Raw genomic sequence first — 26399 nt, forward strand, 5'->3', positions numbered from 1 at the left:
TTGGAGTGAACATCGGATGAGCGAGCATGTTAGAGGCCCGATGCGGACAGATGGACTCGATCTGCCTCGATCACCGATGCGTGCGGCTCACCACGGGCATCGGCGATCGGCGCCGAACAACGCCTCGAACTGCGGCGCGGTGCAGGCGAGCGGCTGGCCGGCTCCAGCCTCGTCCGTGACACGCGTGAACTCGATCGTCCAGGCGGAGAAGCCGGCCATGAAGAAGCGGCCGGCGGTTCCCACCTCGGCATCGCCACAGCCTTCCTCCAGCCCCACCGCCTGCGGATACCAGGCGCCGCCCCGAACAATGCGGAGCGGTGCGCTCCAGGCTTCGGGATTCGCCAGGTCACGATTGACGCTCGCGTAGATGCCTTCCTGCACCAGATCGCCGGTCCCGCCGGCAGTCCGGTTCAGCAGCATGACGAAGGCGCTCAGCGCGTGATTGTAGTGCACGGCAGGCCCCCAGAAGCCGTCGGGGTCGGCGTGCCGCCACCCCCGCCGCATCGGCCAGATCGGCCGAGGCGGCTGGCTGCCCTCGATCGACCACCCCTCTCCCGTCCAGAGGGCAGGCGCCGCCGAAGGATCCGCGGTCGACAGGCGCAGCACCGTTACGCCCTGCGCCCGCTCATCGGGATGGTAGCTGGAGAAGAAGACGTAGATCCAACGGCCCTCCCGATCCGGAAGAGCGCTGAGATCGCCAAACCCTCCGGCAAAGAACCCGTTGCGCCAGGATGGATCCGTGCGGTCGATCGGCAGGCGCAGAAGGTCGCCGCGATGACGCCAGGTCAGCCCGTCATCCTCGGAGACCGCCCGCCCCATATGAGGCATGAAGAGCTTGCCAGCACCGGCGACCGGCGTCTCCGCATGGAACCAGCCGTGCAGCGCGCCGCCAGGCTCCTGCCAGACCGCTTCGATCCATTTGCCGATCGCCGGCTCGGGATCGTCGAGGAACTTCACCGGCACCGGCGGCGCATCGAACAGGAGATCGGGCCGTCCGACCCGCCTCAGCGTGTGTCCGATCGGGTCGTACCAGGAGAAGAAGGCAACGGCAGAGTCCCGGCCGATCCTGATCGGGCTGTTGCCATCGGTGCGCCAGCAGCTGTGGCCGTGCAGAGTGAGTGGTGGCGCCGGACGGAAACGAACGCGCAGCCCACCTCCGCTTACGACGATGTCGCCCGTCGGCTCCTCTTCCGTCCCGACACTCACAGCAGCACCGCCTCGGCCTCGCGTTCAGGTTCCTTCTTCGGCTCGCCGGTCTCGGCCATGGTCGCCTCCAGAGCAATGCGCACGACTTCTTTGGTGGGACCGGCCTCAATCAAGCCGACATCCTGCTTACGGGCAGCGTGAGGCCTTCGTGCCCGATGCGCGCCGCCGGTCGGCCTATTCGAACCAGCCGGGTCGATCTTCCGTAACGGAGGACGCTTCAACGGCGCGGGCTGGCAAGCGCCACGCTCTGCGGTGCCGCATCCGTGGCGCAGCGGCGCACCGCGGCGACAGCCGCGCCCCGCGTTGCAGCAGGACCGGCCTGTAGGTCGACCACCGCCTCCCCGTCGAAGGCAGCGGGCTGGCCCGCCGGTTCCCCAACGAGGTCGAAGCGAAGCCGCATCGTCGTGCCCTGCTCGATCGCATTGAGGAGCCGGTCCGAAAGACGCGGAAACATCTCGCGAGTCTCATCGCTCAGCACGACATGGTCTTCGGCAAACAGAAGGCCGACCGGAAAGACATGATCGTCGATGACGATCTCGGCACGCGGATCACGCTTTGCGCGGGCCGCCGCCACGCCATCGGGCATCAGCGGGCCGTCGTTCGTCAGATAGAGCTGGAGTTGCAGCACGCGGTGATCGTCCGCCAGTTCACAGGCCAGCACGACGACGTCGAGATTGAGGGTGCGGCTGCGCGGCTCGATCAGGGCGTAACTGGGCAGGTCGACACCCTGTTCCAAGGTCCAGCCGGCAGGGGCGTCGATGTCGCCCGCGAGGACCGGGGTGAAGCAGAGCCCGGTGAGAATGCCGGCTACCAGGGCCGTTCGCATAATCTGCCGCAGAATCTGCATGATGGAAAATCCTTCCCGCCTTCCGTGTCACGGTAACTGGGAATGGCGGGGCCAGGACTGATCCAGATCAAACCAGCGCCGGCCAACACCCGTTGATGCAGGTCAATGAAGCGGCGGCAAATCCGGGCAGGCTACCCCGTCGAACGCTGGCCTTCGCCGGCGAAGGGGCGCCAGATGACCACGATCCATCGACTTCTTCCCGTCCTGCTGGCTGCCTGCATCGCCGCCCCTGCCCTCGCGGCGCCCGATGGCGGCATCTCCACCCCGATGCTCTCCCGCTGCGCCGGGAAGGCGGGCCTCGAGACGCGGCAGTCGGATGCGGCCTTCGGCCTCCTCACGCTCGATGGCGTTCCCTGGCTCTCGATCGAGCGCACGGACGAAGCAGTCGGGATCCAGCCAATCATGACCACCGTCACGGGGACGGGATCGCGGCACCGCCGTAACGGCACCTCGGTTCCGTTCCGCTTCACCTGCGTGTTGGACGCCAACGGACAGGCGCTGATGTTCCACGCCAGCCTTCTGATGCCCAAGCTGGGCGACACCCTGCCGCCGGCGACGGTCATCTCCGGCACAGCCACGCTTGCCGAGAAGACCGCCATGCCGCGCGGCGTGGAGTTGCAGATCCAGTTGTTCGACATCGCTCGTTCGGCCGAGGGCGAGTTGCTCGCGGAGCAGGTGGTGCGCAGCGGCTGGCAGATACCAATTCCTTTTGCATTGCGCCTGCCGGGCAACTTTTCAGCCGAGGGCCGCAAGCTGGCCCTCACGGCGCGTCTGGTCGCCGCCCATCAGATACAGTACCGGCTGCCTGCTCTTCGCCTCCTGACCGACCGGGAGATCCCCGGCCCGGTCGTCCTCATGCTCGAGAAGCCAAATTAAAGAATCCCTGAGCCCTGCCCTAGACACCCATGCCGACGGCGGCGGGTATCGAACGCAGATGGCTCTTGACCTTCCTTACACCGGGAACGTTCTCGGCGGCCACGCGGTAGGCTTTCCGCACTTCCTCGCCCTCGACGAAGCCCCAGAGATGGACCACCCCATCACTGACGACGACGTTGACCGGCCACCGCGACTTCCAGGCCTGCCTGTCGAGCGCTTCCACCACCGCGTGGCGCAGCTTCTTGTCGTCGGGCAGTCCGACGGCGCCATCCGGCTCGCGCGACAGCAGCGCCCCGAGTAGGTTGGCCCGGCTGACGATGCCGACGATCTTCTCGTCCCGCACGATCGGGATGCGTTTGACGCGGTGCTTCTCGATGAGCTCGACCAGTTCGCCCAGGGTGGCTTCGTCGCTGGCCGTGACGACCTCGCGGGTCATGACATCGGCGACCTTGCGGGCGTGTGACGTGACGTAATCGCGGGCGGCCGTCGCCTCGCTGTCCAGCAGGCGCAACAACCAGGACTTGCGCGGTGCGGTTTCGATCTCGGCGCGATGGATGAGATCGGCCTCGCTTACGATTCCGACGACGTTGCCCTTGTCGTTGACGACCGGGGCGGCGCTCACGCCGGCGCCCAGTAGCAGTTCGGCAGCATCGAACACGGTCTCCTTCACGTTCACGCAGACGATGCTCTCGGTCATGATGTCCTTGGCGCGCATTTCCCGGTTCCTTTCGCTCGATCTGATGAGAAAGGATCAGCCGGGGCGTGCCCGGATGCATTGCGCCATGTCAAAGGCGCCACGACGCATGTCAGGGCAGATTAGGGCACCAGCACAGCTGCGCCCTGGAAGGCACCCGAGCGCAGGTCGGCGATGGCTTCGTTGGCGGCCGACAGCGGGTAGACCGTCGTCGTGGTCTTCACCGGCACCATCGGCGCCAGGGCCAGAAACTCCCGCGCGTCCTCGCGGGTGAGGTTGGCGACCGAAAGAATCTGCCGCTCCTCCCAGAGCAGCCTGTAGGGAAACGCCGGGATGTCGCTCATGTGGATGCCGCCGCAGACCACGCGCCCACCCTTCCGGACGACCTTCAGTGCTGCCGGCACGAGATCGCCAACCGGCGCGAACAGGATGGCAGCATCAAGAAGGTGCGGCGGGCTCTCGTCCGAGCCACCCGCCCAGACAGCCCCTAGCGAACGTGCATGCGCCTGCGCCGCAGAATCGCCGGGTCGTGTGAAGGCGTGGACCTCGCGGCCCTGCCATCGGCACACCTGGGCGATGATGTGCGCGGCGGCGCCGAAGCCATAGAGACCGATCCTGTGTGCATCACCGCAGAGCTTGAGGGACCGCCAGCCGATCAGGCCGGCACACAGCAGCGGCGCGGCGGCCACCGGATCGGCGAACCCCTTCAGCGGGAAGGAAAAGTCTGCATTCGCGACGACATGGGTCGCAAAGCCACCGTCGCGCGTCATGCCGGTAAAGACCGGATGGTCACAGAGATTCTCCCGCTCCGACGCGCAATACGGACAACGGCCGCATGTCCCGCCGAGCCACGGCACGCCGACGCGCGTGCCCAGCCGAGCGGCCGGCACACCCGAGCCCACTGCCTCGACGACGCCGACGACCTCGTGGCCGGGCACGATGGGATATCGGATTTCCGGCAGATCGCCGTCGAGAATATGGACATCGGTGCGGCACACGCCGCAGGCCTCGACCCTGATCAGCAGATCGCCCAGGCCGGGACGGGGGTCGGGCCGCTCCTCGAGCCGTAGCAACCCGCCCGCGGAAGAGAGAACCATGGCCTTCAAGGATGGACTCCCTCTTGCTTCGGACCGGCGATTCAGGCCGCCTCGCCGCCGAACGGCAGTGCGCTACGCGGCGGCGTCAGAGACTTGGCATCTGTCATAGAACCTTCGTTCCGGCTCGCTGTGCTTGCAGAACCAGACTACCGGTCGCTCGGCCGCCAGCACTTGATGGAGATCAAACCCCGAGCCTAGACGCTCGCCTGAACGGCGAGGACCGTCACCTTCATGGTGGCGAGCTTGCGATAGAGCCGGCCATGGTGGCGCACCGGCCACCAGTCGTAGAGGAAGAGCTGCAGCGGGCGCCACATCGCAACCCACCCCAGGATCAGCAGCCCCTCCTGAAAGACCTGCTGGAAGGGTGGCGGCATGATCGAACCGGCCAGTTGGCGTAGCACGACGCAGATCGCGAGGAAGCCAAGGCCCATCAACAGCGCAAAGCGGCCTTCGCGGAACTGGAACCGTATGCGCCTCGCGCTCGCCATCGCGCGATAGGAGAAGTAGTTGTGGACCGCCTGCGGGATGTTCAATTGCCGGGCCTGGTCGAGCTGCTCCTCCGGGACACGGATGACCAGTTCGAGCGGGCTCTGCAGTGGATACTCGTCCGCCCATCCCACGATGAACTCTTCGGCCTCGCGGTCGAGGTCCCGTTCATGAAAGGGCGATGGATCGAGAGAGTTGAAGAGCTGGCGGATGTGGGTGATCCGGATGTCGATGATCTTCGAATCGGGCATGGCTCCCTCCGGCGCCGCAGCCGTGCAGCGCTCGCTCAATACGCCGAATCGATCCTGCGCAAGCCTTGTCGGGCTAAAGCGCCCCCAAGCAGTCTCCCGACGAGCCCTCTATGGCGGCGCCAGCGGCCGCGCTCTGCTGCCTGTAGACATCAGGATGGTCCGTCAGGCGCCCGTCATCGTCAGGGAACCGCGTGCGGTACACCAGCATCACCGGGATGATTGCCCCCAGCAGTTCCCGATGGGTGCCGCCGCGCGCGATCGACCGCTCGATCTCGGCCTCGGTGACGCCGAGCGCCCAGGCCGCCATGGCGCGCGCCTTCTCCACGCGCACGCATCCATGGCTGAACGCGCGCACCGGGCGCTCGAAGTACCTTCGGTCGTTGGTGTCGTGGAGAAAGATCAGCTGATCGTTGTCGAGCTCGAACAGAATCCGCCCGAGTGGATTCTGCGGACCGGGCGGCATGTGACGCGCGCCTTCCCAGCGCATCATGGCGGGCGTCGGTGTCCAGGAGGGGTTGAAGGTGACCGCCCAGATCGCCGTCGAAAGTTCGGGCGTGGGAGTCGACGGACGGCCGACGACGACGCGGCTGCGCAGGACCGGCTTCCCGTCTTCGAGCGCCACGAGTTCGAACGACGGAATGTTGACGACGACCAGCTTGCCGCGCGACGGCACGGCGATCCCGATCCGCTGCAGCGCCCCCGCCAGTTCCGAGACCGGCGGCGCCGGTGGAGACGGCGCCACGGAAGAGGAGCCCGGTGCCGGATCGGTGACGCAGCCTGCGATCAGCGACAAGGCGAGGACGGCCACGAACCTTGCTAGTGCGAGAGAAGAACGCATCGGCCGCCCGAGAGGAGCTCGCTGGTGATTCCGCCGAGCGTCCAGCGCCCCTGGCGATTGTGCCCGTAGGCGCCCGCCACGATCACGTCGGCATCGTGGATCCGCGCGAGACCCGAAAGCTGGGCCGCGTTGGCCAGCTCGGCCGCGACCACTTTCTCCTCCGCAGCGATGCCGTGGCGTGCGAGCCAGCCGGACACCCGCGCGACGCTGCGCCAGGCCGCGGCATGTTCGTCCGCCGCATGAATTTCGACGACGACGACGTTCCTGGCCTTGGCGAGCAACGGCAGCGCATCGCAGACGGCCCGCCGCGCCTCGCGTGTATCCTTCCAGGCGACGAGGATCCGGTCGAACTTCGCGGTGCGGGAAGATTCCGGCACCAGCATGACCGGGCGCCCCGCCTGCATCACCAGATCGCACAGGTCGGGCTGTCGCGTCGCGTCGGGCGCGTCGCCGGCTTTCGGGATACCTGCCACGACGATGTCGGCCGCGGCGGACTCGCGCGCAAACCGCTCGGAAAGCGGCTCGATACTGCTCTCGCCCTGCCAGTCTCCGGCATGGTCGAGCTTCGCAGCGATCGCCCTGAAGTCCGCTTCCGACGCCTTGAGGTGCCGCTCGATCTGCCGGCGGTCCTCCTGGAACAGCGCCGCGGGAACCGAGTAGTCACCGCAGATGCAATGGATCGGACGGCAATAGGCGCGCGCCAGCAGCATGGCGTCGGACTGCCGGGCGAGCGCGATCGCGGCGCCCGCCACACCCAGGCAATCGCGACCGGGCGACAGCGCCGCCATCACGACCTTGTATGTCATCTTCCGCCCTCTTCCGGCCCCGGCAGACCGGGAGGCACGTTCGGCTGCCATTGGCCGCCCGGCATCGCGTGATAGCGCTGCCTCACGGCCGCCCAGGCGACACGGTTCGCATGTTCCTCGCGACCGGCATCGCCGGCATGCAGGGCCCAGGTCTCGTTGAAGGCTTCCCGATAGAGGTCCTGGGCCCGCAGCGGAAGCTGTTGGCGTACCGAGATCGGCAGGTTGGCGTTGGTGAGGTAGAGCATGACGGTCTCGACCGTTTGATGGCAGCGAGGCGACCATGCCGGCGCCGGCCGTGCGGCGCCTTGACCTATCTCAACGTCGGGCGCCTCAACTGTGCAGGCTGCGCCGCCACCACGGCTTCAGAGCCTCCAGGCAGAGGATGAGGCCGATGGTCACGATCATCGACACGCCGAGATCGTCGACATGCAGCGGACCGAACTGGAAGAGAGCCATCGCCGGCGGCCAATTGAGCGCGACGGTCAGCACCGTCGCAACCACGGACATGAGAAACCACAAGAAGACGTTCGGACGCCGCAGGGCCACCGACAGCGACGAAGAGAAGGAACGATTCACGACGATCAGGCCGACATTGATCAGGACGAGCGAGGTGAACATGAAGGCGCGCAGTTCGTCGGTCGGCATGTCCCGCCCGATCCCCACCAGCAGGACGATGGCGAGGGCAGCGAGGGCCAGCACTCCCTGCAGCAGGCTGAAGACCATCATCGGTCTCGACAGCAGGCGGCTGTCTGCGGCGCGCGGCGGCCGCCGCATCAGGTCGCTTTCTTCCGTCTCTGCCTCGAAGGCGATCGAGCAGACCGGATCGATGACCATCTCGAGGAATGCGATGTGGACGGGACTGAGCATGAACGGCATGCCGAACAGCAACGGCAGCAGCGCCAGGCCGGCGATCGGTATGTGCACCGCCACGATGTACGCACTCGCCTTCCGGAGATTGTCGTAGATGCGGCGTCCCAACCGGATGGTCCGCACGATCGAGCCGAAATCGTCATCGAGAAGGACGATGGAAGATGCCTCACGCGCAACGTCGGTGCCGCGGCCGCCCATCGCCACGCCGATATGCGCGGCCCGCAGCGCCGGCGCATCGTTGACCCCGTCGCCGGTCATCGCCACGACCTCGCCATCGGCCTTCAGCGCCTGCACCAGGCGCAGCTTCTGCTCCGGCATGATGCGGGCGAACACGTTGGTCGTGCGGATGGACTCGCGCAGGACGGCATCGTCCAGGCTCTGTAACGAAGGTCCATCGATCGTCTGGCCGGCATCGAGCCCGGCCCGGGCGGCGATCACCTGCGCCGTGGCCGGATAGTCTCCGGTGATCATGACGACCCTGATTCCGGCCGAATGGCATTCACTAATGGCCGCCGGGACGTTCTCACGCAGCGGATCGGCGAATCCCACAAGCCCCAGGAAGTCGACATCGAAGCCGGTCTGCTCGTCCGGCAAGGGGCCGTCCGAGACTCGTCCGCGGGCGACACCCAGAACGCGCATGCCTTCGCCGGCCATGTCCTCGACCGCACGGCGCAGCCACGCCTGGCCCGTCGCGTCGAGCCGGCAGAGCGTGCCAACCGCTTCGGGTGCGCCCTTCGTCGTCACGTGCCGATCGCCACCCGAATCCTGCCAGACATGGCTCATGGCCAGCAGCGTCGGCTGGAGGCCGTAACGGCGGAGGAGCTCGCCCGCCGCCGGATTGCTGGCCTGGGCTGCGATGGCCTTCTCCATCGGGTCGGAGGGCTCCGGCGAACTGGCGCGCCGGGCGGTTTCGATCAGGATCGTCGCCTCGGCATCGGGCTCCCCCCGTCCGGCCCGCCACATCGTCCCGGGTGTGCGCACTTCCGCCAGGGTCATGCGGTTCTGGGTCATGGTGCCCGTCTTGTCCGAGCACAGCACCGTCGCGGCGCCCAGCATCTCGATGGCGGAAGCGCGGCGCGTCAGGACCCGCACACGCGACAGACGCCATGCCCCCATGACCATGAAGGCCGTGAGCACCAGGGGGAATTCCTCGGGCAACAGCGACATGCCGAGTGCGATGCCACCCAGTACGGCCTTCAGCCAGTCATGCTGGGTGAAACCGATGAGCAGGACGACGGCCACGGTGGCGACCGCGCCCACGGCAGCGAAGACCCGCACGAGCCGGCGGGTCTCCACCTGCAACCGCGGCGGCTCCGGGGAGATCGCCTTCAACGACTGGCCGATGCGACCGAGCTCACTGTCGGGTCCGGTCGCACGCACCACCGCAATGGCCTCGCCATGGACGGCCAACGTTCCCGAATAGAGGTACGGTGTGTTCTCGCCACCCGGACGCGCCATGGCGTCATCCGTGTCACTGGCGCGTTTGCTCACGGGAACTGATTCACCGGTGAGCAGCGATTCGTCGACGACGAGGCTGCTGGCCGTCACGACGATCGCATCTGCGGGAATGCGATCGCCTTCCAGCACCACGATCGTGTCGCCGCGCACGACCTCGCGGCCCGGAATGCGTCGCCGCTCGCCATCACGGATCACCAGCGCGCGGGGGCTCGCCTGATCGCGCAACGCCGCGAGTACCCGCTCGCTGCGGGTCTCCTGAACCACCGTGATCAGGACCGACAGGGTCGCGAAAGCGAGGAGCACGATCGCCTCGCCGAGATCGCCGAGAATTAGGTAGATGACGCCTGCCGCAAGCAGCAGCGAGAACATCGGCTCGCGAAGCACATCGGCCACGATACGCAGGATGCCGCGGCCATCGCTCGTGGGCAGTTCGTTGAAGCCCTCTTCCCGCAAGCGCGCTTGCGCATCCGCCTGCGAGAGGCCCGACCGCCACGCGGCTCCCGCGGCCCTGGTTTCAGATCGAGGCACGAATCACCTCCCGGCTGCAGCCTCCGCAGGCTGGCGAGCCACGGCCAGCTGGTCAACCGCCAGCAGCAGAACGCCCACCCGGCTCGCCGACGACGCCCACTCCGCAAGACGTGGATAGTTGTCGACGAGCCAGTTGAACGCGATCTGAACCGCCGCGAAGGCGGCGGCGGCCTGGGTCACTTCGCCGAGCGACAGGGAGCCATCGATATACTTCGGGACTGACAGAATCAGACCGATGATGGGCGCCAGCAGCGTATTGCCGGACGATACCAGAGTGGTCCGCACATGCTGGCCGCACAACCATCGCCACGCCCGGAGCACCTCGTCCAGCGCGAAACTCACCGTTCCCGCCGGCACGTTTCCTCCCATTGCGCCGACCGGTGCCGTCCGCAGCCGGGCGATCGCAAACTTGAGTTCCGACTCGGCTTGGTTCTTCCGTTCGATGACATGCGCCATGTGGCGCCCGACGAACAGCATGGCTCCGGTCGTCAGCATGGCGTAGGCGACGCTGGCGAACACGAGGTAACCCGGCAATTCGAGGCCGAGGTGCGCCGGCCCGATCGCAATCGCGCCGCCCACCGTCCAGAGGACCACGACGAAGGTCGCGGCCGTGAGCACCGAGGAGAGCAGGCCGGTCACGAGGTCTATCGGGGCGTCGGTCGCGATGCGCGCATCCTCGGCGATGCGATATTCCGCGAGCTGGGGTTCGTCGCTCGCAGCCTCGAGGCGCCGGTAGTTGCCGTTCTCCAGCCACTCACCCACCAGATGCGTGGTCAGCCAGCCGCGCCACCGGCGCTGGAAGGTCATGCGCGCCCAAACGGCAAAGGCCGCGAGAAAGATGCTGCAGGCAGCAAGCCCAGGCAGCAGGTAGGTCTGGTGACGAATCCCGGCGCCGTTGCGTTTTTCCAGGGCATCGAAGAAATCGCGATTCCAGACGTTCAGCCGGTACTGCACCAGAAGCTGCGCCACGACGCAGACAATCAGCAGGCCCATCAGGGTCCACGGCACCCACGAGCCCTTGCCCCGGCCGAACCCCAGCGCGCTGTGCCAGAAGCGCCTGAGCGGCCCCGGCCCGACGGCCGAGATGCCATCGTCGGTCCTCATCCGTCTCCCCGCGACGCCAGCGCCGCCAGGCCAAGGAAAGTGGGCTCCGGCCGAACGATGACGGCGGTGGGGATCTGCCCGACATAGTCGGCGAAGCGGCCCTTTGCGGCGAATCGCTCGCGGAACGCCGACCCCACCAGGACCGGGAGGATATGAGGCGCGATCCCTCCCCCGATCAGTACCCCTCCGCGGGCAGCGAAGGTGAGCGCCATGTCACCCGCGAACGATCCCAGGAAGTCACAGAAATAGTCGAGAGCCGCGCCATCCCCGGCCGAACCATAGATCGCCCCTCTGACGACCTCCTCCGGTGTCGGAGATGCTGGTTCGTGGCCTTCCTCGACCGCCAGCGCGGCCCGCAGGTTGACCAATCCGCCACCCGACAGGACACGCTCCGCCGAGACGTGGCCGAAACGCTGGCGCAGCCTGTCCAGAATCGCGGCGTCACCCGCGTCGGCTGCCGCCAAGGTCGCGTGCCCCGCTTCGCTGGCCACCACCCGCGCATGGGCACCGGGAAGGTAACAGGAGAGGCCGAGCCCGGTGCCCGCCGCGATGACCGCAACGGGCTCGCCGTGAACGGCGCTGCCGTCGCCGACGACAACCAGGTCGTCAGTGCTGAAATGCGGCGCGGCCCAGGCCAGGGCTTCGAGGTCGTTGACCAGATGAACCGACCGGAGATGTAGCGACTGCCGCAGGCTTTCGGCGTCGAGGATCCAGCGGGCATTGGTGAGCTTGCAGCGGCCGCCCGAGACCGGCCCCGCCGCGGCGATCACAGCATGCTCGACGACGGTGCCCGCGACCTGGCTGTTTAGGAAGTGATGCACGGCATCGTGCATGCTCGCGTAGGCGCCGGTGCGCAGCGATTCGATCGGCCCCAGCGCTCCTTCCGCGAACAGGGCGAAGCGGGTGCGCGTGCCCCCGACGTCGGCGAGAAGGCAGCTCATGCCACGCTGCCGCGGAGCTGGGCGGCGATGGTTGCCTTGTACCAGCGGGCAGAGGCCTTGGGGATGCGGCGCTGCGTCGGATAGTCGACGCGAACGAGGCCGAAGCGGTTGGTGTAACCCGCCCCCCATTCGAAATTGTCGAGCAGCGACCAGACGAAATAGCCGCGCACGTCGGCGCCGTACGTGACGGCCTCTTCGAGCGCATCGATGTAGCGCGAGAGAAAGTCGATGCGCTCGACGTCGTTGACGGCCCCCGTCGCGTCGCCGGTTTCCTCCGCGCCGGCTCCGTTCTCCGTCACGTAGATCGGCAGACGATAGCGGTCGCAGGCGTCGAGCAGCGTGTCCCTGAAGGCATCGGGATCGATCTGCCATCCGATCGGCGATCTGGGGACGTTGGCCGGCGCATCGCTCCAGGCGAAGCCCAGGCGGGACCCCGCGTCGGCGCGCGCATAGATCGGCGAATAGTGGTTGATGCCCAGCCAGTCGATGGGACGCCGGATCCGTTCCATGTCGCCCGCCTGGACGAACGGCGCGACGCGCTCTGCCAGCACGGGGGGATAGGCGCCCCGGATCTGCGGGTCCGCGAAGGCGCGGTTCCAATAGTCGTCCAGCAGAGCAGCCGCCGCACGGTCGGCTTCCGTCGGAGCGACAGGGCGCGCCGGCTGCATGTTGCAGATGGTCCCGAGCGACGCGCCTGGGAGATAGGCCCGGAGCACGTCGATCGCCGCGCCATGCGCCAGGTTCACATGATGGATCGCGGCATGATGCTGCGCCGCATCGTCGACCGCGGGCGGATGCCAGCGGAACGCATAGCCGAACAGTGTGAAGACGCCCGGCTCGTTGAAGGTCGCGAAGCGCTTCACCCGGTCGCCGAGACGGCTCGCCACCAGCCGGGCATAGTCGGCGAACCAGCTCACACTCTCTCTATTGGCCCAGCCCCCTCGATCCTGGAGCGCCTGCGGCAAGTCCCAGTGGTACAGGCACACCCAGGGCTCGATGCCCACCGCGAGCAGCCCGTCGACCAACCGGTCGTAGAAGGCGATCCCGCGCTCGTTCGCGGTCCCTCGTCCGTCCGGCAGCACGCGCGGCCAGGCGACCGAAAAGCGATAAGCCCCTACGCCCATGTCTCGCATCAAGGCGATGTCTTCGGCGTATCGATGGTAATGATCGCAGGCGACGTCGCCGGTGTCGCCGTTCGCGATCCGTCCGGGCTGATGGGAAAAGCCATCCCAGACGCTGGGACCGCGCCCCTCGTCCCGGGCGGCGCCTTCAATCTGATACGACGATGTCGAGACGCCCCATAGGAAATCGGGGCGCAGCAGACGCCGGCCGGGCGACACGGGTACGGCCGGGCCGTCGAAGCCGGAAGGAGGACTGACCATCGAGGCGGCTCCGCATCAGGGTGTGAGGGCGATCTTGAGAACCCCGTCCCGCTGATGCGCGAAAAGGTCATAAGCCTTCTCGATATCGGCGAGCTTGAAGCGGTGTGTCACCAGGGCGCCCAGATCGGCTCGTCCCGCAGCGATGACGTCCATCAGCCGCCGCATGCGCTCCTTGCCGCCCGGACAAAGCGACGTGACGATCTTGTTGTCACCCAAGCCCGCCGTGAAGGCGTCGAGCGGAATGCGCAGGTCCGACGAATAGACGCCGAGACTCGACAGCGTTCCGCCCGGGCGCAGCACGCGCAGCGCGCTCTCGAAAGTCTGCTGCGTTCCCAGCGCCTCGATCGCAACGTCGACACCGCGCCCTGCGGTGAGCTCGCGAATCGCCGCCACCGGATCGGACTTCTTGAAATCGACGACATGGTCGACGCCGAGCTTCCGGGCGACCGCGAGCCGCTCCGGAACCGTGTCGACGCCGATCACCGTGGTGGCGCCCATCAACCGCGCACCCAGCGCCGCGCAGAGACCGATCGGACCCAGGGCGAAGACCGCCACGATGTCCCCGATGCGGACGCTGCCGCCTTCGGCGCCCGCGAACCCGGTCGACATGATGTCGGGACACATCAGCACCTGCTCGTCGGCGAGATTCGACGGGACCGGCGCGAGATTCGTCATGGCATCCGGCACCAGCACGAACTCCGCCTGGCAGCCGTCGATCGTGTTGCCGAAACGCCAGCCACCCGCCGGCTTGAAGCCGTGCCGCGTGCCGGGCCCGTCCTGCGAATGCGCACCGCAGAGACAGGCATAGCTGTGACCGCTCGGCGTAATGGCGCCCGCGATCACGCGCTGCCCTTCCTTGTAGCCTTTGACCTCCGACCCGAGCTTCTCGATGATTCCGACCGGCTCGTGGCCGACGATCAATCCCTTGGCGACGGGGTATTCTCCGCGAAGGATGTGAACGTCGGTGCCGCAGATCGTCGTCGTGCTGATCCGCACCAGCGCATCCAGAGGCCCGACATCGGGCACCGGTCGCGACTCGAGGACGATCCGGCCCGGCTCGGCAAAGACTGCCGCCATCATCTTCGGCATGGGTTCCTCCGTTGTTCGCCGACACGCTAGGCGCGCAGGAGGGGGCGGGAATTGATATGCCTCAAGCTTCCGCGCGAAACACGACTTCCATCGTCTGGGCGACGCTCTCGGGATTGACGCTGATCGAATCGATGCCGAGTTTGGTGAGGAAACGGGCGACCTCCGGATAGTTGGCCGGCGCTTCGCCGCAGATGCCGACATGACGTCCATTGCGATGGGCGCCTTCGATCGCCAGCCGCAGCATCTCCAACACGCCCGGATCGCGCTCGTCGAACTCGAACGAGACCATGTCCGAATCGCGGTCGACGCCCAGGACGAGCTGCGTGAGATCGTTCGAGCCGATCGAGAACCCATCGAACAGTTTAGCGAAGGCATCGATCTGGATGACGTTGTTCGGGATCTCGCACATCACGTAGACCTCGAGCCCCTTCTCGCCGCGTTTCAGTCCGTTCTTCTCGAGCGCGGCGATGACCTGTGCGGCTTCTTCCACCCGGCGGCAGAACGGCACCATGATCCGGACGTTCTCCAGACCCATGTCCTCGCGAACACGCCGCAGCGCGGCGCATTCGAGCGCGAAGCCGTCCGCATAGGCCGGATGCGTATACCGGCTGGCGCCACGAAACCCCAGCATCGGGTTTTCCTCGTGCGGCTCGAAGCCACGCCCGCCCAGCAGCTTGGCATATTCGTTCGTCTTGAAGTCCGACAGCCGCACGATGACCGGCTTGGGATGGAAGGCGGCGGCGATCGTGCCGATCCCTTCGGACAGGCGCTCGACGAAGAAATTCTTCGGATCGTCGAAGTGTCGCGTCAGCCGCGCGATCTGCTCGCGTTCCGTGCGATCGATCACCTTCTCCGGACGGGCCAGCGCCATCGGGTGAACGCCGATATGCTGATTGACGATGAACTCCATGCGGGCGAGCCCGACACCCTCGTTCGGTCGCATGGCGGTCCGGAAGGCGAGGTCCGGATTGCCCAGATTGACCATGATGGGCGTACGGGGCCGGGGCAGGTCCGCAACGTCCTTCGTGACGATCTCGATCGGCTGGTCGCCGGGATAGACGCGGCCGGTCTCGCCCTCGGCGCACGAGACGGTCACCCGCGCACCTTTGCCGAGGACCGTCGTCGCATTTCCGGCGCCGACGATGGCCGGAATCCCGTGCTCGCGCGCCACGATGGCGGCATGGCAGGTCCTGCCGCCGCGGTCCGTCACGATGGCCGCCGCCCGCTTCATCGCCGGCTCCCAATCGGGACTGGTCGAGGTGGCGACCAGCACTGCGCCCGGCGGAAAGCCCGGCAGGTCCGCGGCACTCGACACCGGATAGACGGCTCCGCTGGCCGCTCTCTCACCCACCGCGCGCCCCTCGACCAGCGGCGGGCTCTTGCTGCGCACCCGGTAGGTCTCGATGACGGAGGCGGCACGCCGCGACACCACGGTCTCGGGGCGGGCCTGGACGATGAAGAGGTCACCATTGGGGCCGTCCTTCGCCCATTCGATGTCCATCGCACGCGGCTCCCCGGCCAGCTGCGAGTAATGTGCCTCGATGCGCAGCGCGCAGTCGGTCAGCTCCAGCACCTCGGCATCGCTGATGCAGAAGCGGTCGCGCTTCTCGCCCGGCGTCTCGACATACACGGTCGCGCCGGCGCCCGCCTCCTTCCCATAGATCAACTCCTGCTGCTTACGCCCCAGAGACCGCCGCAGGACGCAGCGTTTCCCGGCCCGGAATGTAGGTTTGTGGACGTGAAATTCGTCGGGATCGACCCTCCCCTGGACGATGCTCTCACCCAATCCCCAGACCCCGGTCACCAGCACGACGTCGCGGAAGCCGCTTTCGGTATCAAGCGTGAAGGCCACGCCGCTCGCGGCCCGATCCGAGCGCACCATCTTCATGATGCCGACGGAGAGGCCGACCTTCAGATGATCGAAGCCATTGGCGTTGCGATAGACGATCGCCCGGTCGGTGAAGGCAGAGGCAAAGCACTTCCGGCAGGCTTCCTCGAGTTGGGTGATGCCTTGGACGTTGAGAAAGCTGTCATGCTGGCCAGCAAAACTCGCCGTGGGCAGATCTTCGGCCGTGGCCGAACTGCGGACGGCCACGGCGACCCGCGCGCCATACATGGCCTCCAGTTTCCGGTAGTTCTCCACCAGCATCGTTCGAATCCGGTCCGTCCCCGTCGCGGCATAGACGAGGGCTCGCGCCTCGGCAGCGGCTTTGGCCAGGCGACCGACGTCGTCGGCGCCGATTCCGTCGAGCAGGGCCGCCAGCTTCGGCCAGGCGCCGCTTGCGGCGAGCGCCTCGCGATAGACGTCCGCCGTCAACGCAAAGCCGTCCGGCACCCTCACCCCCTGGCCACCGAGCGCCGAGACCATCTCTCCCAGCGAGGCATTCTTGCCGCCGACCGATGCCAGATCGGTGGAACGGATGTCGCGAAACCAGCGAACCCGTGCAGTCGACCAATCCGTCATGAGCCGCCCCTCGTAAGTGCCGGCGCCAACCGGACGTGATCCTTCACTTCTCGCACGCCCGGGACGCTTTCGGCCGCCGACCGGCAGGCTTCGCGCACTGCCTCACTATCCACGAGCCCCCAGAGGTGGACCGCGCCCTCATGCACGACGACGGTCAGTGGCGACCGGATCGGCCAGGGTTGCCGGTCGAGGCTCGCTACGACCGCCTCGCGCAAGCTCCGATCGTCGGCACCGGCAGCGGGACAATGGGGCTCGCGGGACAGCACTGCCCGCACGAGGTCGGCGCGACTGATGATGCCGACCGGGATGGCGTCGCGAACGATCGGAATGGACTTCACCCGATGCCGCTGCAGCCGCTCCACGAGTTCCACCAGCGGTGTGTCCTCGCTCGCCGTCACGACCTCCTTCGTCATGATGTCGCCGATCTTTCGCGTCCGTGTGGCGGTGAGTTCGCGGTCTGCCGAGGCTTTGCCTTCGAGGAGACGCAGGAGCCAGCTCTTCGCGGGGGCCGTGTCGATCTCCGCCCGACGGATGAGATCCGCCTCGCTGATGATTCCGACGATCTCGTTCGTGTCGCTGACCACCAGGAGTACGCTGACATGGGCCCCCAGCATGAGTTCGGCGGCGTCGAACAGCGAGTCCGTCGGCCGGGCGCAAACGACCTTATCGGTCATGATGTCTCTGGCCTGCATTGTGCCCGCTCCTGCCTTCGGAGAATGCGAGGCACTCTAGGGGGTCACGGCGCGTTCGAGCCTTGACCTGCGTCAAGAACGGGCGAGGTCTGTCGGCGATTCAGTTCGATCGACCGAGCCAGATTCCCATGCTGGTGAACAAGCTCCCGAGTGCGAGGGCAAACCAGCCCGTTATCCAGATCAGCGCCTGCTCTTCCGGGCCCGGCCAGAGAGCAAGCGCCAGGCCGAACAGGAGCGCGCCGAGCCCGTCCAGCACCAGGACCCAGTCACCATCGACCATCTTGCGCAGCTTGATCGCGGCCCAGAGCTGCATCGCCCCTGTCGAGATCGCCCAGATGGAAATGATCCCGACCAGGTGCCCGGCGAGCAGGTCGATCGCGAACAGGGCGCCGGCGGCACAGGCGAGGCCCGCCAGTCCGATGAGAGCCAGCCATACCCGTGAGGCGCCGCTGCGCGCGAAGTTGGCGGCAGTCAGGGCGAGGGTACCGTCGACGAGGGAATAGCCTCCCCAGAGGACGGCAAGGCCCGTGACCGTAAGCCTCGGCCAGAAGAAGACGAAAAAGGCAAAGAGCAGCGCTGCCGCACCGCGCAGCACCAGCAACGAGCGATGATCGGCAACTGCCGCGAACAGCGCATCCCCGGCCTCGGATTTCCCGTCCGTCACAAGCCCATCCTGTCGGCTTCCTTTCCCCGTCATGGTGCCAGCTAGGGGCCAAAAAGTCCCGCAGTGCCGTGATCCAAATCAAGCCCGGGCCGTGCCGGCCGCTTGATCTGGGACAAGGCGCGCGACCGCCCCTTCGGGTGAACTCCCCGGCAGACTTCCCGCAGAATCCGAGGTCGCCATGTACGTCCAGCAGATCATGAGCAAGCCCGTCATCACGATCGAGGCCAGCGCCTCCATCTTCGACGCCGCCGAGAAACTGCTCACATCCGGAATCAGCGCCGCGCCCGTCGTCGACACGGACGGCCGGATGATCGGGATCGTCAGCGAGGCCGATCTGATGTTCCGCGCGGAGACCGACACCATGCCCTCTCGCTCGTGGTTTCAACGCCTGCTCGCCGATGATGCGGTGATCGCCCGCGACTACGTTCGCTCGCATTCACGCCGCGTGACGGACGTCATGACGAAGGAGGTCGTGACGGCCGGCGAGCACACCGAAGTCAGGGAGATCGCCAGGCTGATGAAGCAGCGCAACATCAAGCGCGTCCCCATCCTCCGGGACGGCAAACTTGTCGGCCTCGTCAGCCGGTCCAACCTGCTCCTGGGCCTGCTGTCACGACAGCCGCTGGGTGACGCGACGGCCAGCGACGAAGAGATCAAGGAGAGGATCGAAAAGGAGATCCGTCGCATCGGCGCGATCGTCGGCCCGACGACGAACGTCGTCGTCGACAAGGGGGTCGTGCATCTATGGGGCTACGTGCGGTCCGCCGAGACCCGAGATGCCATGCGCGTGGCCGCCGAGAACGTTCCAGGCGTCAGGCGCGTCGAGCACGCCCTCGGCTTGATGCCGAACGACCTCACGTTCGCCGCCTGAACGGCCCCAGAGCAGAAGGACCGGCAGCAATGGGTTCGGGACGCGCCTTGGTCACCCTTTGGGCGGTTGGCAGTGCCATCGCGTGGGTCGGATGGATGCTGATGCTCAACCAGTCGTGCATCCGACAGTCCGACGGCCGGCTCTGGTGTCAGGCGGACGATGCATGGCTTCCGTTCCTGCGCGGCACGGCACGGGACCCGTTCGAGCTCGCTCTGATGGGCCTCGTCCCCTCGGCGTTGATCCTCGTCGTCGGCATCGCCCTTTTCCGGGCGCTACGCCGCTCCTAGGGGATGCGACAGCGATATCCCTCCCAACCCGATCGGAAAAAGGAGAAGCTGATGAAGAGACTGATCGCCTTGCTGGTGCTCTTGCCATTCCCCGCGCTGGCGCAGGCGCCCGGCTATGGGGCCGCTCTAGCCGAACGCTGGTGCATGGCTTGCCATATCGTCGAGCCCGCGCCCAGGACCGCGAGCGCAAATGGCATCCCGAGCTTTTCCGCCATAGCCGCCAAGCCGACAACGAACGCCGAGCAGCTCAAAGCCTATCTGTCGACGGGGCACACGCGGATGCCCGACTTCTCCCTCAGCAATCGGGAGCGCCAGGCGCTGGTCGACTACATCCTGAGCCTTCGCTAGCCGCGCGTTGAACGGCCCGAGCCAAGCGGAGCCTAGCCGAGAAGCTGGGTCGTCTGCTGGGCCTCGGGCGTTGCGCCGCATACGGTGACGCTGGTCACGAGCTGGGCGAGACGGCCGGCCTCTTCCGAATAGTCTTCGACGGCCCGAGTGCCCCAAGCGCCCTGAGCCTGCCAGACGCTCGCAGCGTCCCGGGCGGACAGCAGCGTCAGGTACGTCGAGACGTTGTCCTTGATGCGACGCTCCGCGAACCGCGACAGTTCGCTCTGCCAGGCCGCGCCGACAGAGGCCCATTCCTCGAAAAAATCGGCATAGGTCGAAAGTGCCGCATTCGCCATTTTGCTCGCCGGCAGTGACTCCACGCTCGGCCGCTTGTCCGTCTGCATGTCGTTCATCTCACCCTCCACTTCCGGCACACAATGTAGGCCCGCATAGAGCACCGACCGTTGATCTGCATCAACCTGGTGCGAGCTTGATGCAGATCAACGCTGCTTCGATTTCCACGCCGTAGCTTGAATCCTGCGGAGAAACCTTTCCGCTCCCCCAGGAGACAAGCGATGAAAATGTATGCTGCGGCCCTCACGGCGGCGCTGTCCATTCTTCCCCTCGGTCTTGCGGCGCAAGCGCAGACCCCTCCCAAGGGTGTGAATGTCGGGTCGCTGACCTGCACGGTCGCCGGGGGCGTCGGATTCGTCTTCGGGTCCTCCAAGGAACTCGATTGCATCCTCGCCAAGACCGACGGCACGGCCGATCACTACACGGGCACCATCAAGAAGTACGGCGTCGATCTCGGCTTCACCAAGCAGGGGCACGTCGTGTGGTTGGTCTTCGCTCCCGGCCAGGTCGCCAAGGGTGCACTCGCAGGCGACTATGTCGGCCCGACGGCCAGTGCCTCGGCAGGTGTGGGCGCAGGCGCCAACGTCCTGATCGGTGGCGGCAACAAGCAGGTCAGCCTGCAGCCGGTCAGCGTCGAGGGCAATGTCGGCCTGAACGTCGCCGCCGGACTGGCTGAGGTCACGCTCAAGGCGGCCAAGTAGCCACCCGGCAGATATGATGCAGGATGCGTCCCTTCGTCGGGTCGCATCCTGTTCCTTTGCGTCGTGTCATCGACCGCCGTTGCCGAGCGCACGGCGCAATTGCTGCAGCAGCCGATGCCGCGCGGCGTCGTCGGGAGCGGCCTGCAGAGCCCCTCGGATATCGAGCAGCATCTGCGCATAGTCGTTGTGCCAGTCGCGCCGCGCGTTCGCCACTTCGGGCGAGAGACGCGGCACCCCGCCGATTTCGGAGGTCGCCATCCACCTTCCGTCGCGATGGACGAAGACGAACTTCTCGTCGAGCGTCGGGGCAGCGATCCGTGCCCGTTCGACTCCCGCCAGGGCGAGTGCGTCGGAGAGTCCGTCGATTCCCTCCGGCTCGCCATGCACGAGCAGGAGGGAGCCGAGTTCGTCCATCATCGGACGGCACCAGGCGACCAGTTCCTCGCGATCGGCATGGCCCGTATAGGTATCGATAGACCGGATGCGCGCCCGCACGCCGATCTCCTCGCCATGGATGCGGACCTGAGCGGCGCCGCCGCGGATCAATGCACCCAGGGTGCCCGGCGCCTGGTATCCAACGAAGAGGATCGTCGAGTCCGTCCGCCAGAGATTGTCCTTCAGGTGATGTTTCACCCGCCCGGCGTCGCACATGCCGGAGCCGGCCAGGATGATCGCACCGGCACGGATGCGCCCGATCGCCCGACTCTGGTCCACGGTCTCGCTCAGCCGGAACTCGCCGCCGCTGAAGGCATGGCCGCCCCCGGAACGGCTGAGAGACATGCGGTGGGCACGGAATACCTCGGTCGTTCGCCCCGCCAGCGGCGAATCGAGAAAGACCTGCGCGCCCTTGAGTTTCCCGCCGCGCTTCAGTTCCGCGATGTCTTCCAGGATCTCCTGTGTCCGCTCGACGGCGAAGACCGGCACGACGACGTTCCCGCCGGCGGCCAGCGCGACCTCCAGTTCGTGTCCCAGGACGGCCCTGCGATCCACTTCGGACATCGGCTCGCGCGAACGACTGCCGTAGGTGGATTCGACCAAGGCCACATCGGTGCGCCCTGGCAACTCGGGATCGGGCTGCAGGGCCTTGTCGCCCGGGCCGATATCGCCGGAGAAGACGAGCCGCAGCGGGCGCGGCGCGGCGTCGACTTCGACCTCGAAGAAGGCACTGCCGAGAATATGGCCGGCGTTGCGCATGCGCGCCCGCACGCCGGGTAGCGGTTCGAACCAGCGATCGTAAGGCTGCGACTCGATGAAGGAGAGCGAGGCCTCGGCATCGGCGCGCGTGTAGATCGGCACGATCGTGGGCTCGGCCCGGCGCGCGTTGCGGCGGTTCAGGCGTTCGACGTCATATTCCTGGATGGCCCCGGCATCGGGCAGCAGCCAGTGCAGCAGGTCCCGTGTCGCTTCGGTCGCGAAGGCCCTGCCCCGAAATCCTGCGAGAGTCAGCTTGGGGAAGAGACCGGTGTGATCGATGTGGGCATGGGTGAACAGCACCGCGGCGATCTCCGCCGGTGCGAAGGGAAAGGCCCGGTAGTTCAAGGCGCGCAGCGACTTCGGTCCCTGGAACATGCCGCAATCGACCAAGAGCGTCCCCCGCGGCGTCACCAGCCGATGGCAGGAGCCCGTGACGGTGCCGGCGGCGCCATGGATATGGAGCGAGAGTGTCATGCGCGTCGCCCGACGGTCATGCCGTCGCCGGCAGCGGCCAGCTGGGTGGCGAAGCGGAAGTCGGCCTCGAACGCAGCATGAATGCGATAGAGCGGCTCGCCCCGCTCCACGGGATCTCCGATCCGCTTGAACAGGTCCACACCCGCCCCCTTGTCGATAGGTGCACCCGCGAGGCGGGCTACTCGCGCCAGGCGCAGGCAGTCGATGGCCGTCACGACGCCGTCCTGGGTGGCGGGAACATCGTGCGTCAGCGCGCCGAGAGTCGCCGGCTGCGGAGGCGCCCCCTGCGCCGCGATCAGCCGCCGCATCTTCGCCAGCGCCGCGCCGCTGTGCAGGAGTTCGCGGGCGCGCACGATCCCCTGGCCGCCCCGCAACGCAGGATCGAACTCGAGGACGTGGCCGGCCAGCAGGACGGCGCGCTCCTCGAGGTCGCGAGGTGCCTGCGGATGTCGCTCCAGCACCTGCATGACGTCGCGGGCTTCCAGCCACGGGCCGATGCCGCGACCGATGGGCTGGCTACCATCGGTCGCCAGCACCGTCGTGCTGATGCCGACCTGGTCGGAAACGTACTCGAAGAGCTTGCGCAGCCGCAGGAAGCGCTCGCGGTCGCGCAGCTTGGCCGTCGGTCCGACCGGCAGATCGAGAATGAGATGAGTCGACCCGGCTGCCAGCTTCTTCGACAGGATCGAGGCGACCATCTGCTCGGGCGTATCGATCGACAGCGGCCGCTCCACGGAGATCAGGACATCGTCCGCCGGCGAGAGGTTGGCATGGCCGCCCCATACCAGGCAGCCGCTCTCGGCCGCGACGATTTCGTGCATCTCGTCGGAGCCGACATCGACCCTCGCCAGCACTTCCATCGTGTCCGCGGTGCCCGCCGGCGAGGTGATCGCGCGCGAAGACGTCTTGGGAATCGTGAGGCCGTGGGCTGCCACGATCGGCACGACGATCATCGAGGTCCGGTTGCCCGGGATGCCGCCGATGCAATGCTTGTCGACGATCATGTCGCTGTTCCAGGACAGCCGGCCTCCCACAGCCGCCATCGCCCGGGTCATCGAAAGGACCTCGGCTGCCGTCGTGAAGCGGGCGCCGGCGATCAGGAAGGCGGCGATCTCCATCTTGGAGTAGCGATGCGCCGCCAGATCGCGCGCGATCTCCTGGTAGGCGACAGGATCCAGTTCTGCCCCCTCGATCTTGGCACGGACATGGTCGAGGCTCGGCGGCGGTCCCGCTTGGGCGATCTCGACGGCCGCTCCCGCCGGCAGGCCGAGCTGGCGATAGGCGAGCTCCGACAGTCCGAGCTCGTCGGTCGCCATGATCGACTCGTCGTCGACGATGTTCAGGGTGGCGACGATGCGGCGACCGCCGCCCCAGATTTCGATCCGGGCGAGCGCCACGAATTCCTGCGCCCGATAATGCTCGCAGCGGCGGGCGAGGTACGCGACGGTCTCCTGACAGGCGTCGATCCCGAGCCTTCGAACCTTGAGCATGAAGGCTAGCGACGGCGCATGAGGACGATCAGCGCCGCAATCAGTCCCGCCACCAGGTAGAGGCAGCCGACGATCAGGGGAGCATAGACATCGCCCAGGGACGCGGCGATGGCGCGATAGACCGACAGGGTCAGGAAGGCGAGGCTGACCGCCAGCAGCAGTCCGACGAGGATATAGGCCGCCACGATGGCCGCGAGGCGCCGCCCGGACGCGACGAGAACACCGGCGCCCACCGTCGCGAGCGACCGGGCCAGCGCGACGAGCAGGGATCCGGTTTCCGACGAAACGCTCATTTGCGCCGCATGAGAAGCGCCAACACGAAGCCCGAAGCCGCAGCGACACCGAGGGCGGCGAGCGGCTTGCGCCGGACGATGTCGGCGATTCCTTCCTGACCCGCATCGACGGCTTTCGCCGCGTCCTTGGCCTTGTCGACCCATTCGTCGGCCAGCAAGGCTGCCCGGGCGAGCAGTTCCCGTGCCGCTTCGGCAGCCGCCGTGGCGGCTTCGGTACCCTCGCTCTGCGCGGCGCGGGCGATGGCTGCGGATGCCTGATCGAGGTGTTCGCGCAGGGCAGCCGCCTCCGTCCCGAGGTAGCCGAACCTGTCCTTGGAAGCGCATTTAGTCATGAAAAGTCCCCTCTCCTGGAAAAGATCGTCGGTGAAGCCTGGCTCCGCCTTGACCTGAATCAAGGCGCATCGACGGTGCGGAGACAAGATGACATCGTGCGTACTTTCGTCTTCCGCTGCCCGACCACGGGCTACAACGTCCAGGGCCGCTACGAAGAAGGCAACGGACCTCTTCCGGCATTCGTCGGACAGCACTGCCTCGCCTGCAACGGACTACACGCCGTCGATCCGCGAACCGGCAAGGGAATGAGCGAACTGCGCGCCGTCGCCGTGCCGCGGAAATCAGTCGATCCGACATCGTCCGACGATTGACCTGAATCAACGCACCGCCGCGCCCGCCGATCCACCATGTCCATATTGCCATTGGGAGAAACCATGACCCACAGTCACGCCATCGTCTGGATGGACAGCAAGGAAGCCCATGTATTCCGCTTCAATGCCGACGATGTCGAGCGCGAGAACATCAAGGCCCACAGCCCGTTTCGCAAGGTCCATCACAAGGCCGGCGTCATCGGCGCGGGCCATGCGGCGCTCGACCTGAGCTTCCTCGATCACATCGTCGACGCCATCCGCGGCACCCAGGAATGGCTTCTGGTCGGCCCGGCACAGGCCAAGCAGGAACTCATCCGGCATCTCGACAAGCACCTGCCGCACGTCAAGAAGACGTTGGTGGGCGTCGAGGCGATGGACCATCCGACCGACGGCGAGTTGCTCGCCCATGCGCGGCAGTCGTTCAAGGCCATCGATCGACTGCGGCCCAACGCCCCGATCGGCGCCGTTTCCCACTGAGCGCCGTGGAGACAAGGAGAGTTCGATGAACGATATCCCGATCTACTTCCTGTTGCTCGCCTGCGGCTCGTTCATGCTGCTGGGCATCTCCGTGGCTTCGGCGACCGCGCAATACCTGCGGTCGCAACAGGCCCGGCCTGTGATGATCGTGAAGCGGCCTGTGGGTCGCTGACCGGCGTATCGGCGGTTCCCGGACACGGAGATGGCGTGGAAATATCCGGAGAATCGCGGGCGATCGGTCGCCTCGCGATTCCCGGTCGCGCGGATCAGGCGTCGAGCTTGCGCAGAGCGGCCAGGTTACAGAGATCGACCGACCGGCTGCCGGCCTGGAGCCGGATCAGGCCCTGCCGCGCGAACTGGGTCAGGGTGCGCGACACCGTCTCGATCGTGAGGCCGAGATGGTCGGCGATGTCGGAGCGCTGCATCGGCAGTTCGAGATGCTCGTCGTCGCTGGAGATGCGCTTGGCCATGTCGAGCAGGAAAGTGGCGATCTTCTCCTGGGCGGTCTTGCGCCCGAGCAGCAGCATGTGGTCCTGAGCGCGGCCGAGGCACTTCATCATCGATGCCAGCACCTGGTTGGCAAAGGCCGGATCGGCGGCCGTCAGCTCGGCCAGGCGCGAGCGGCGGAAGGCCACGAGGGTGGCATCGCCGAGCGCTTCGGCGGTGAAGCGGTATTCGGCGCCTGCTTCCAGCCCGAAGATGTCGCCGGCAAGGTGGAAGGCGTCGATCTGCCGGCGGCCGTCGCTCAGCAGCTTGCAGGTCCGGATGGATCCCGACACCACCTTGTAGAAATAGTCCGCCGAATCGCCTTCGGCGAACAGCTCCTCGCCTTTCACCAGGATCCGCGGCAGGCCGGCGGTCGGGATACCCGCAGGCTGCATGTTGGCAGCTCCACGCAGGGCGACGGCAGCAGGAATACGGGCAGAAATCGCTGAATTCGTATGCATGGCTGGCTCCCGACAGGGTGTCTTTGACGGACACAGGGATAGGGCCC

At 66.8% G+C, this 26399-nt stretch carries 30 protein-coding genes; 8 read left to right on the plus strand and 22 right to left on the minus strand.

The window, feature by feature from the left end:
* Positions 1-87: 87 nt before the first annotated feature.
* Positions 88-1206, minus strand: coding sequence for a hypothetical protein (locus tag ACT6UX_RS10725; RefSeq protein ID WP_444775139.1), 1119 nt, complete (start codon positions 1204-1206; stop codon positions 88-90).
* 217 nt (positions 1207-1423) lie between these two features.
* Positions 1424-2053, minus strand: coding sequence for a hypothetical protein (locus ACT6UX_RS10730; protein WP_444775140.1), 630 nt, complete (start codon positions 2051-2053; stop codon positions 1424-1426).
* 174 nt (positions 2054-2227) lie between these two features.
* Between ACT6UX_RS10730 and ACT6UX_RS10735 the strand changes: the two genes are divergently transcribed.
* Positions 2228-2929, plus strand: coding sequence for a YbaY family lipoprotein (locus ACT6UX_RS10735; protein ID WP_444775141.1), 702 nt, complete (start codon positions 2228-2230; stop codon positions 2927-2929).
* Positions 2930-2948: 19 nt separating this feature from the next.
* Here ACT6UX_RS10735 and ACT6UX_RS10740 read toward each other — a convergent pair whose 3' ends face one another.
* The 14 genes from ACT6UX_RS10740 to ACT6UX_RS10805 form a co-directional block, all read right to left on the minus strand.
* Positions 2949-3644, minus strand: a complete 696-nt coding sequence (locus ACT6UX_RS10740; protein WP_444775142.1) for a CBS domain-containing protein — start codon at positions 3642-3644, stop codon at positions 2949-2951.
* Between the two features lie 101 nt (positions 3645-3745).
* Positions 3746-4729, minus strand: coding sequence for a zinc-dependent alcohol dehydrogenase family protein (locus ACT6UX_RS10745; RefSeq protein WP_444775143.1), 984 nt, complete (start codon positions 4727-4729; stop codon positions 3746-3748).
* A 185-nt stretch (positions 4730-4914) separates the two neighbouring features.
* Positions 4915-5457, minus strand: coding sequence for a hypothetical protein (locus ACT6UX_RS10750; protein WP_444775144.1), 543 nt, complete (start codon positions 5455-5457; stop codon positions 4915-4917).
* A gap of 73 nt (positions 5458-5530) precedes the next feature.
* Positions 5531-6265: a L,D-transpeptidase family protein gene (locus ACT6UX_RS10755; protein ID WP_444775145.1), complete on the minus strand. Its 735-nt coding sequence runs from the start codon at positions 6263-6265 to the stop codon at positions 5531-5533.
* 8 nt (positions 6266-6273) lie between these two features.
* On the minus strand, positions 6274-7101 hold the full coding sequence (locus ACT6UX_RS10760; RefSeq protein WP_444775146.1) for a universal stress protein: 828 nt from the start codon (positions 7099-7101) through the stop codon (positions 6274-6276).
* Entirely contained in the window at positions 7098-7346 is a 249-nt protein-coding gene (locus tag ACT6UX_RS10765) for a ChaB family protein (RefSeq protein ID WP_444775147.1), read from the minus strand. The genes ACT6UX_RS10760 and ACT6UX_RS10765 overlap by 4 nt, the downstream gene beginning before the upstream one ends.
* 85 nt (positions 7347-7431) lie before the next feature.
* Positions 7432-9957, minus strand: a complete 2526-nt coding sequence (locus tag ACT6UX_RS10770) for a cation-translocating P-type ATPase (RefSeq protein WP_444775148.1) — start codon at positions 9955-9957, stop codon at positions 7432-7434.
* A 3-nt stretch (positions 9958-9960) separates the two neighbouring features.
* A complete protein-coding gene (locus ACT6UX_RS10775) occupies positions 9961-11061 on the minus strand; it encodes an SbmA/BacA-like family transporter (protein WP_444775149.1) in 1101 nt (366 codons plus the stop codon).
* Positions 11058-12002: a glucokinase gene (glk, locus tag ACT6UX_RS10780; protein WP_444775150.1), complete on the minus strand. Its 945-nt coding sequence runs from the start codon at positions 12000-12002 to the stop codon at positions 11058-11060. The genes ACT6UX_RS10775 and glk overlap by 4 nt, the downstream gene beginning before the upstream one ends.
* Positions 11999-13384 carry a GH1 family beta-glucosidase gene (locus ACT6UX_RS10785; RefSeq protein ID WP_444775151.1) on the minus strand — a complete coding sequence of 462 codons (1386 nt, stop codon included), beginning with the start codon at positions 13382-13384 and terminating at the stop codon, positions 11999-12001. Before ACT6UX_RS10785 ends, glk begins: the two co-directional genes overlap by 4 nt.
* Before the next feature lie 15 nt (positions 13385-13399).
* Positions 13400-14473 carry a zinc-binding dehydrogenase gene (locus ACT6UX_RS10790; RefSeq protein ID WP_444775152.1) on the minus strand — a complete coding sequence of 358 codons (1074 nt, stop codon included), beginning with the start codon at positions 14471-14473 and terminating at the stop codon, positions 13400-13402.
* Between the two features lie 61 nt (positions 14474-14534).
* Positions 14535-16937 carry a phosphoenolpyruvate synthase gene (gene ppsA, locus ACT6UX_RS10795; protein ID WP_444775153.1) on the minus strand — a complete coding sequence of 801 codons (2403 nt, stop codon included), beginning with the start codon at positions 16935-16937 and terminating at the stop codon, positions 14535-14537.
* Positions 16934-17611 carry a CBS domain-containing protein gene (locus ACT6UX_RS10800; RefSeq protein ID WP_444775154.1) on the minus strand — a complete coding sequence of 226 codons (678 nt, stop codon included), beginning with the start codon at positions 17609-17611 and terminating at the stop codon, positions 16934-16936. The genes ppsA and ACT6UX_RS10800 overlap by 4 nt, the downstream gene beginning before the upstream one ends.
* Before the next feature lie 118 nt (positions 17612-17729).
* Positions 17730-18293, minus strand: a complete 564-nt coding sequence (locus ACT6UX_RS10805; RefSeq protein WP_444775155.1) for a DUF308 domain-containing protein — start codon at positions 18291-18293, stop codon at positions 17730-17732.
* Positions 18294-18471: 178 nt separating this feature from the next.
* On the opposite strand from ACT6UX_RS10805, the gene ACT6UX_RS10810 reads away from it, so the two are divergent.
* The 3 genes from ACT6UX_RS10810 to ACT6UX_RS10820 all read left to right on the plus strand — a co-directional run bounded on the left by ACT6UX_RS10810 (position 18472) and on the right by ACT6UX_RS10820 (position 19799).
* Positions 18472-19164, plus strand: a complete 693-nt coding sequence (locus tag ACT6UX_RS10810) for a CBS domain-containing protein (RefSeq protein WP_444775156.1) — start codon at positions 18472-18474, stop codon at positions 19162-19164.
* A 95-nt stretch (positions 19165-19259) separates the two neighbouring features.
* Positions 19260-19451, plus strand: a complete 192-nt coding sequence (locus ACT6UX_RS10815) for a hypothetical protein (RefSeq protein WP_444775157.1) — start codon at positions 19260-19262, stop codon at positions 19449-19451.
* 51 nt (positions 19452-19502) lie between these two features.
* A complete protein-coding gene (locus ACT6UX_RS10820) occupies positions 19503-19799 on the plus strand; it encodes a c-type cytochrome (protein ID WP_444775158.1) in 297 nt (98 codons plus the stop codon).
* A gap of 32 nt (positions 19800-19831) precedes the next feature.
* Here ACT6UX_RS10820 and ACT6UX_RS10825 read toward each other — a convergent pair whose 3' ends face one another.
* Positions 19832-20191: a hypothetical protein gene (locus ACT6UX_RS10825; protein ID WP_444775159.1), complete on the minus strand. Its 360-nt coding sequence runs from the start codon at positions 20189-20191 to the stop codon at positions 19832-19834.
* 162 nt (positions 20192-20353) lie between these two features.
* Between ACT6UX_RS10825 and ACT6UX_RS10830 the strand changes: the two genes are divergently transcribed.
* Complete coding sequence (locus ACT6UX_RS10830) at positions 20354-20833, plus strand: DUF992 domain-containing protein (RefSeq protein ID WP_444775160.1); 480 nt, start codon at positions 20354-20356, stop codon at positions 20831-20833.
* A gap of 66 nt (positions 20834-20899) precedes the next feature.
* On the opposite strand, the gene ACT6UX_RS10835 is transcribed toward ACT6UX_RS10830, so the two are convergent.
* Genes ACT6UX_RS10835 through ACT6UX_RS10850 form a run of 4 tightly spaced genes read right to left on the minus strand, consistent with a single transcriptional unit; the run spans position 20900 to position 24616 of the window.
* Entirely contained in the window at positions 20900-22501 is a 1602-nt protein-coding gene (locus ACT6UX_RS10835; RefSeq protein WP_444775161.1) for an MBL fold metallo-hydrolase RNA specificity domain-containing protein, read from the minus strand.
* Positions 22498-23991, minus strand: coding sequence for a thymidine phosphorylase family protein (locus ACT6UX_RS10840; protein WP_444775162.1), 1494 nt, complete (start codon positions 23989-23991; stop codon positions 22498-22500). The genes ACT6UX_RS10835 and ACT6UX_RS10840 overlap by 4 nt, the downstream gene beginning before the upstream one ends.
* A gap of 5 nt (positions 23992-23996) precedes the next feature.
* Positions 23997-24284 (minus strand): hypothetical protein, encoded by a 288-nt coding sequence (locus tag ACT6UX_RS10845; protein WP_444775163.1) that lies wholly within the window; start codon positions 24282-24284, stop codon positions 23997-23999.
* Entirely contained in the window at positions 24281-24616 is a 336-nt protein-coding gene (locus ACT6UX_RS10850) for a hypothetical protein (RefSeq protein WP_444775164.1), read from the minus strand. The genes ACT6UX_RS10845 and ACT6UX_RS10850 overlap by 4 nt, the downstream gene beginning before the upstream one ends.
* 96 nt (positions 24617-24712) lie before the next feature.
* Between ACT6UX_RS10850 and ACT6UX_RS10855 the strand changes: the two genes are divergently transcribed.
* From ACT6UX_RS10855 to ACT6UX_RS10865, 3 genes are all read left to right on the plus strand, one after another.
* Positions 24713-24928, plus strand: a complete 216-nt coding sequence (locus tag ACT6UX_RS10855) for a hypothetical protein (RefSeq protein ID WP_444775165.1) — start codon at positions 24713-24715, stop codon at positions 24926-24928.
* Positions 24929-24991: 63 nt separating this feature from the next.
* The gene (locus ACT6UX_RS10860) at positions 24992-25405 is read left to right on the plus strand and encodes a translational machinery protein (RefSeq protein WP_444775166.1); all 414 of its coding nucleotides are present in this window, start codon (positions 24992-24994) and stop codon (positions 25403-25405) included.
* A 25-nt stretch (positions 25406-25430) separates the two neighbouring features.
* Complete coding sequence (locus tag ACT6UX_RS10865; RefSeq protein ID WP_444775167.1) at positions 25431-25577, plus strand: hypothetical protein; 147 nt, start codon at positions 25431-25433, stop codon at positions 25575-25577.
* 94 nt (positions 25578-25671) lie between these two features.
* Here the strand turns inward: ACT6UX_RS10865 and ACT6UX_RS10870 are convergent, their stop codons facing one another.
* The gene (locus ACT6UX_RS10870; protein WP_444775168.1) at positions 25672-26352 is read right to left on the minus strand and encodes a helix-turn-helix domain-containing protein; all 681 of its coding nucleotides are present in this window, start codon (positions 26350-26352) and stop codon (positions 25672-25674) included.
* Positions 26353-26399 lie beyond the last annotated feature (47 nt).

This window comes from Reyranella sp. (assembly GCF_052439685.1).
Lineage (GTDB): Bacteria > Pseudomonadota > Alphaproteobacteria > Reyranellales > Reyranellaceae > Reyranella.

What these genes read in the sequence shown, in the direction of transcription:
- ACT6UX_RS10830 (WP_444775160.1), top strand. Translation starts at nt 20,354, where the DNA reads ATGAAAATGTATGCTGCGGCCCTCACGGCGGCGCTGTCCATTCTTCCC.
- ACT6UX_RS10775 (WP_444775149.1), bottom strand. Translation starts at nt 11,061, where the DNA reads ATGAGGACCGACGATGGCATCTCGGCCGTCGGGCCGGGGCCGCTCAGG.
- ACT6UX_RS10740 (WP_444775142.1), bottom strand. Translation starts at nt 3,644, where the DNA reads ATGCGCGCCAAGGACATCATGACCGAGAGCATCGTCTGCGTGAACGTG.
- ACT6UX_RS10865 (WP_444775167.1), top strand. Translation starts at nt 25,431, where the DNA reads ATGAACGATATCCCGATCTACTTCCTGTTGCTCGCCTGCGGCTCGTTC.
- ACT6UX_RS10845 (WP_444775163.1), bottom strand. Translation starts at nt 24,284, where the DNA reads ATGAGCGTTTCGTCGGAAACCGGATCCCTGCTCGTCGCGCTGGCCCGG.
- ACT6UX_RS10840 (WP_444775162.1), bottom strand. Translation starts at nt 23,991, where the DNA reads ATGCTCAAGGTTCGAAGGCTCGGGATCGACGCCTGTCAGGAGACCGTC.
- ACT6UX_RS10785 (WP_444775151.1), bottom strand. Translation starts at nt 13,384, where the DNA reads ATGGTCAGTCCTCCTTCCGGCTTCGACGGCCCGGCCGTACCCGTGTCG.
- ACT6UX_RS10815 (WP_444775157.1), top strand. Translation starts at nt 19,260, where the DNA reads ATGCTGATGCTCAACCAGTCGTGCATCCGACAGTCCGACGGCCGGCTC.
- ACT6UX_RS10820 (WP_444775158.1), top strand. Translation starts at nt 19,503, where the DNA reads ATGAAGAGACTGATCGCCTTGCTGGTGCTCTTGCCATTCCCCGCGCTG.
- ACT6UX_RS10765 (WP_444775147.1), bottom strand. Translation starts at nt 7,346, where the DNA reads ATGCTCTACCTCACCAACGCCAACCTGCCGATCTCGGTACGCCAACAG.
- ACT6UX_RS10735 (WP_444775141.1), top strand. Translation starts at nt 2,228, where the DNA reads ATGACCACGATCCATCGACTTCTTCCCGTCCTGCTGGCTGCCTGCATC.
- ACT6UX_RS10800 (WP_444775154.1), bottom strand. Translation starts at nt 17,611, where the DNA reads ATGACCGATAAGGTCGTTTGCGCCCGGCCGACGGACTCGCTGTTCGAC.
- ACT6UX_RS10835 (WP_444775161.1), bottom strand. Translation starts at nt 22,501, where the DNA reads ATGACACTCTCGCTCCATATCCATGGCGCCGCCGGCACCGTCACGGGC.
- ACT6UX_RS10760 (WP_444775146.1), bottom strand. Translation starts at nt 7,101, where the DNA reads ATGACATACAAGGTCGTGATGGCGGCGCTGTCGCCCGGTCGCGATTGC.
- ACT6UX_RS10790 (WP_444775152.1), bottom strand. Translation starts at nt 14,473, where the DNA reads ATGCCGAAGATGATGGCGGCAGTCTTTGCCGAGCCGGGCCGGATCGTC.
- ppsA (WP_444775153.1), bottom strand. Translation starts at nt 16,937, where the DNA reads ATGACGGATTGGTCGACTGCACGGGTTCGCTGGTTTCGCGACATCCGT.
- ACT6UX_RS10870 (WP_444775168.1), bottom strand. Translation starts at nt 26,352, where the DNA reads ATGCATACGAATTCAGCGATTTCTGCCCGTATTCCTGCTGCCGTCGCC.
- ACT6UX_RS10730 (WP_444775140.1), bottom strand. Translation starts at nt 2,053, where the DNA reads ATGCAGATTCTGCGGCAGATTATGCGAACGGCCCTGGTAGCCGGCATT.
- ACT6UX_RS10750 (WP_444775144.1), bottom strand. Translation starts at nt 5,457, where the DNA reads ATGCCCGATTCGAAGATCATCGACATCCGGATCACCCACATCCGCCAG.
- ACT6UX_RS10860 (WP_444775166.1), top strand. Translation starts at nt 24,992, where the DNA reads ATGACCCACAGTCACGCCATCGTCTGGATGGACAGCAAGGAAGCCCAT.
- ACT6UX_RS10810 (WP_444775156.1), top strand. Translation starts at nt 18,472, where the DNA reads ATGTACGTCCAGCAGATCATGAGCAAGCCCGTCATCACGATCGAGGCC.
- ACT6UX_RS10825 (WP_444775159.1), bottom strand. Translation starts at nt 20,191, where the DNA reads ATGAACGACATGCAGACGGACAAGCGGCCGAGCGTGGAGTCACTGCCG.
- glk (WP_444775150.1), bottom strand. Translation starts at nt 12,002, where the DNA reads ATGAGCTGCCTTCTCGCCGACGTCGGGGGCACGCGCACCCGCTTCGCC.
- ACT6UX_RS10850 (WP_444775164.1), bottom strand. Translation starts at nt 24,616, where the DNA reads ATGACTAAATGCGCTTCCAAGGACAGGTTCGGCTACCTCGGGACGGAG.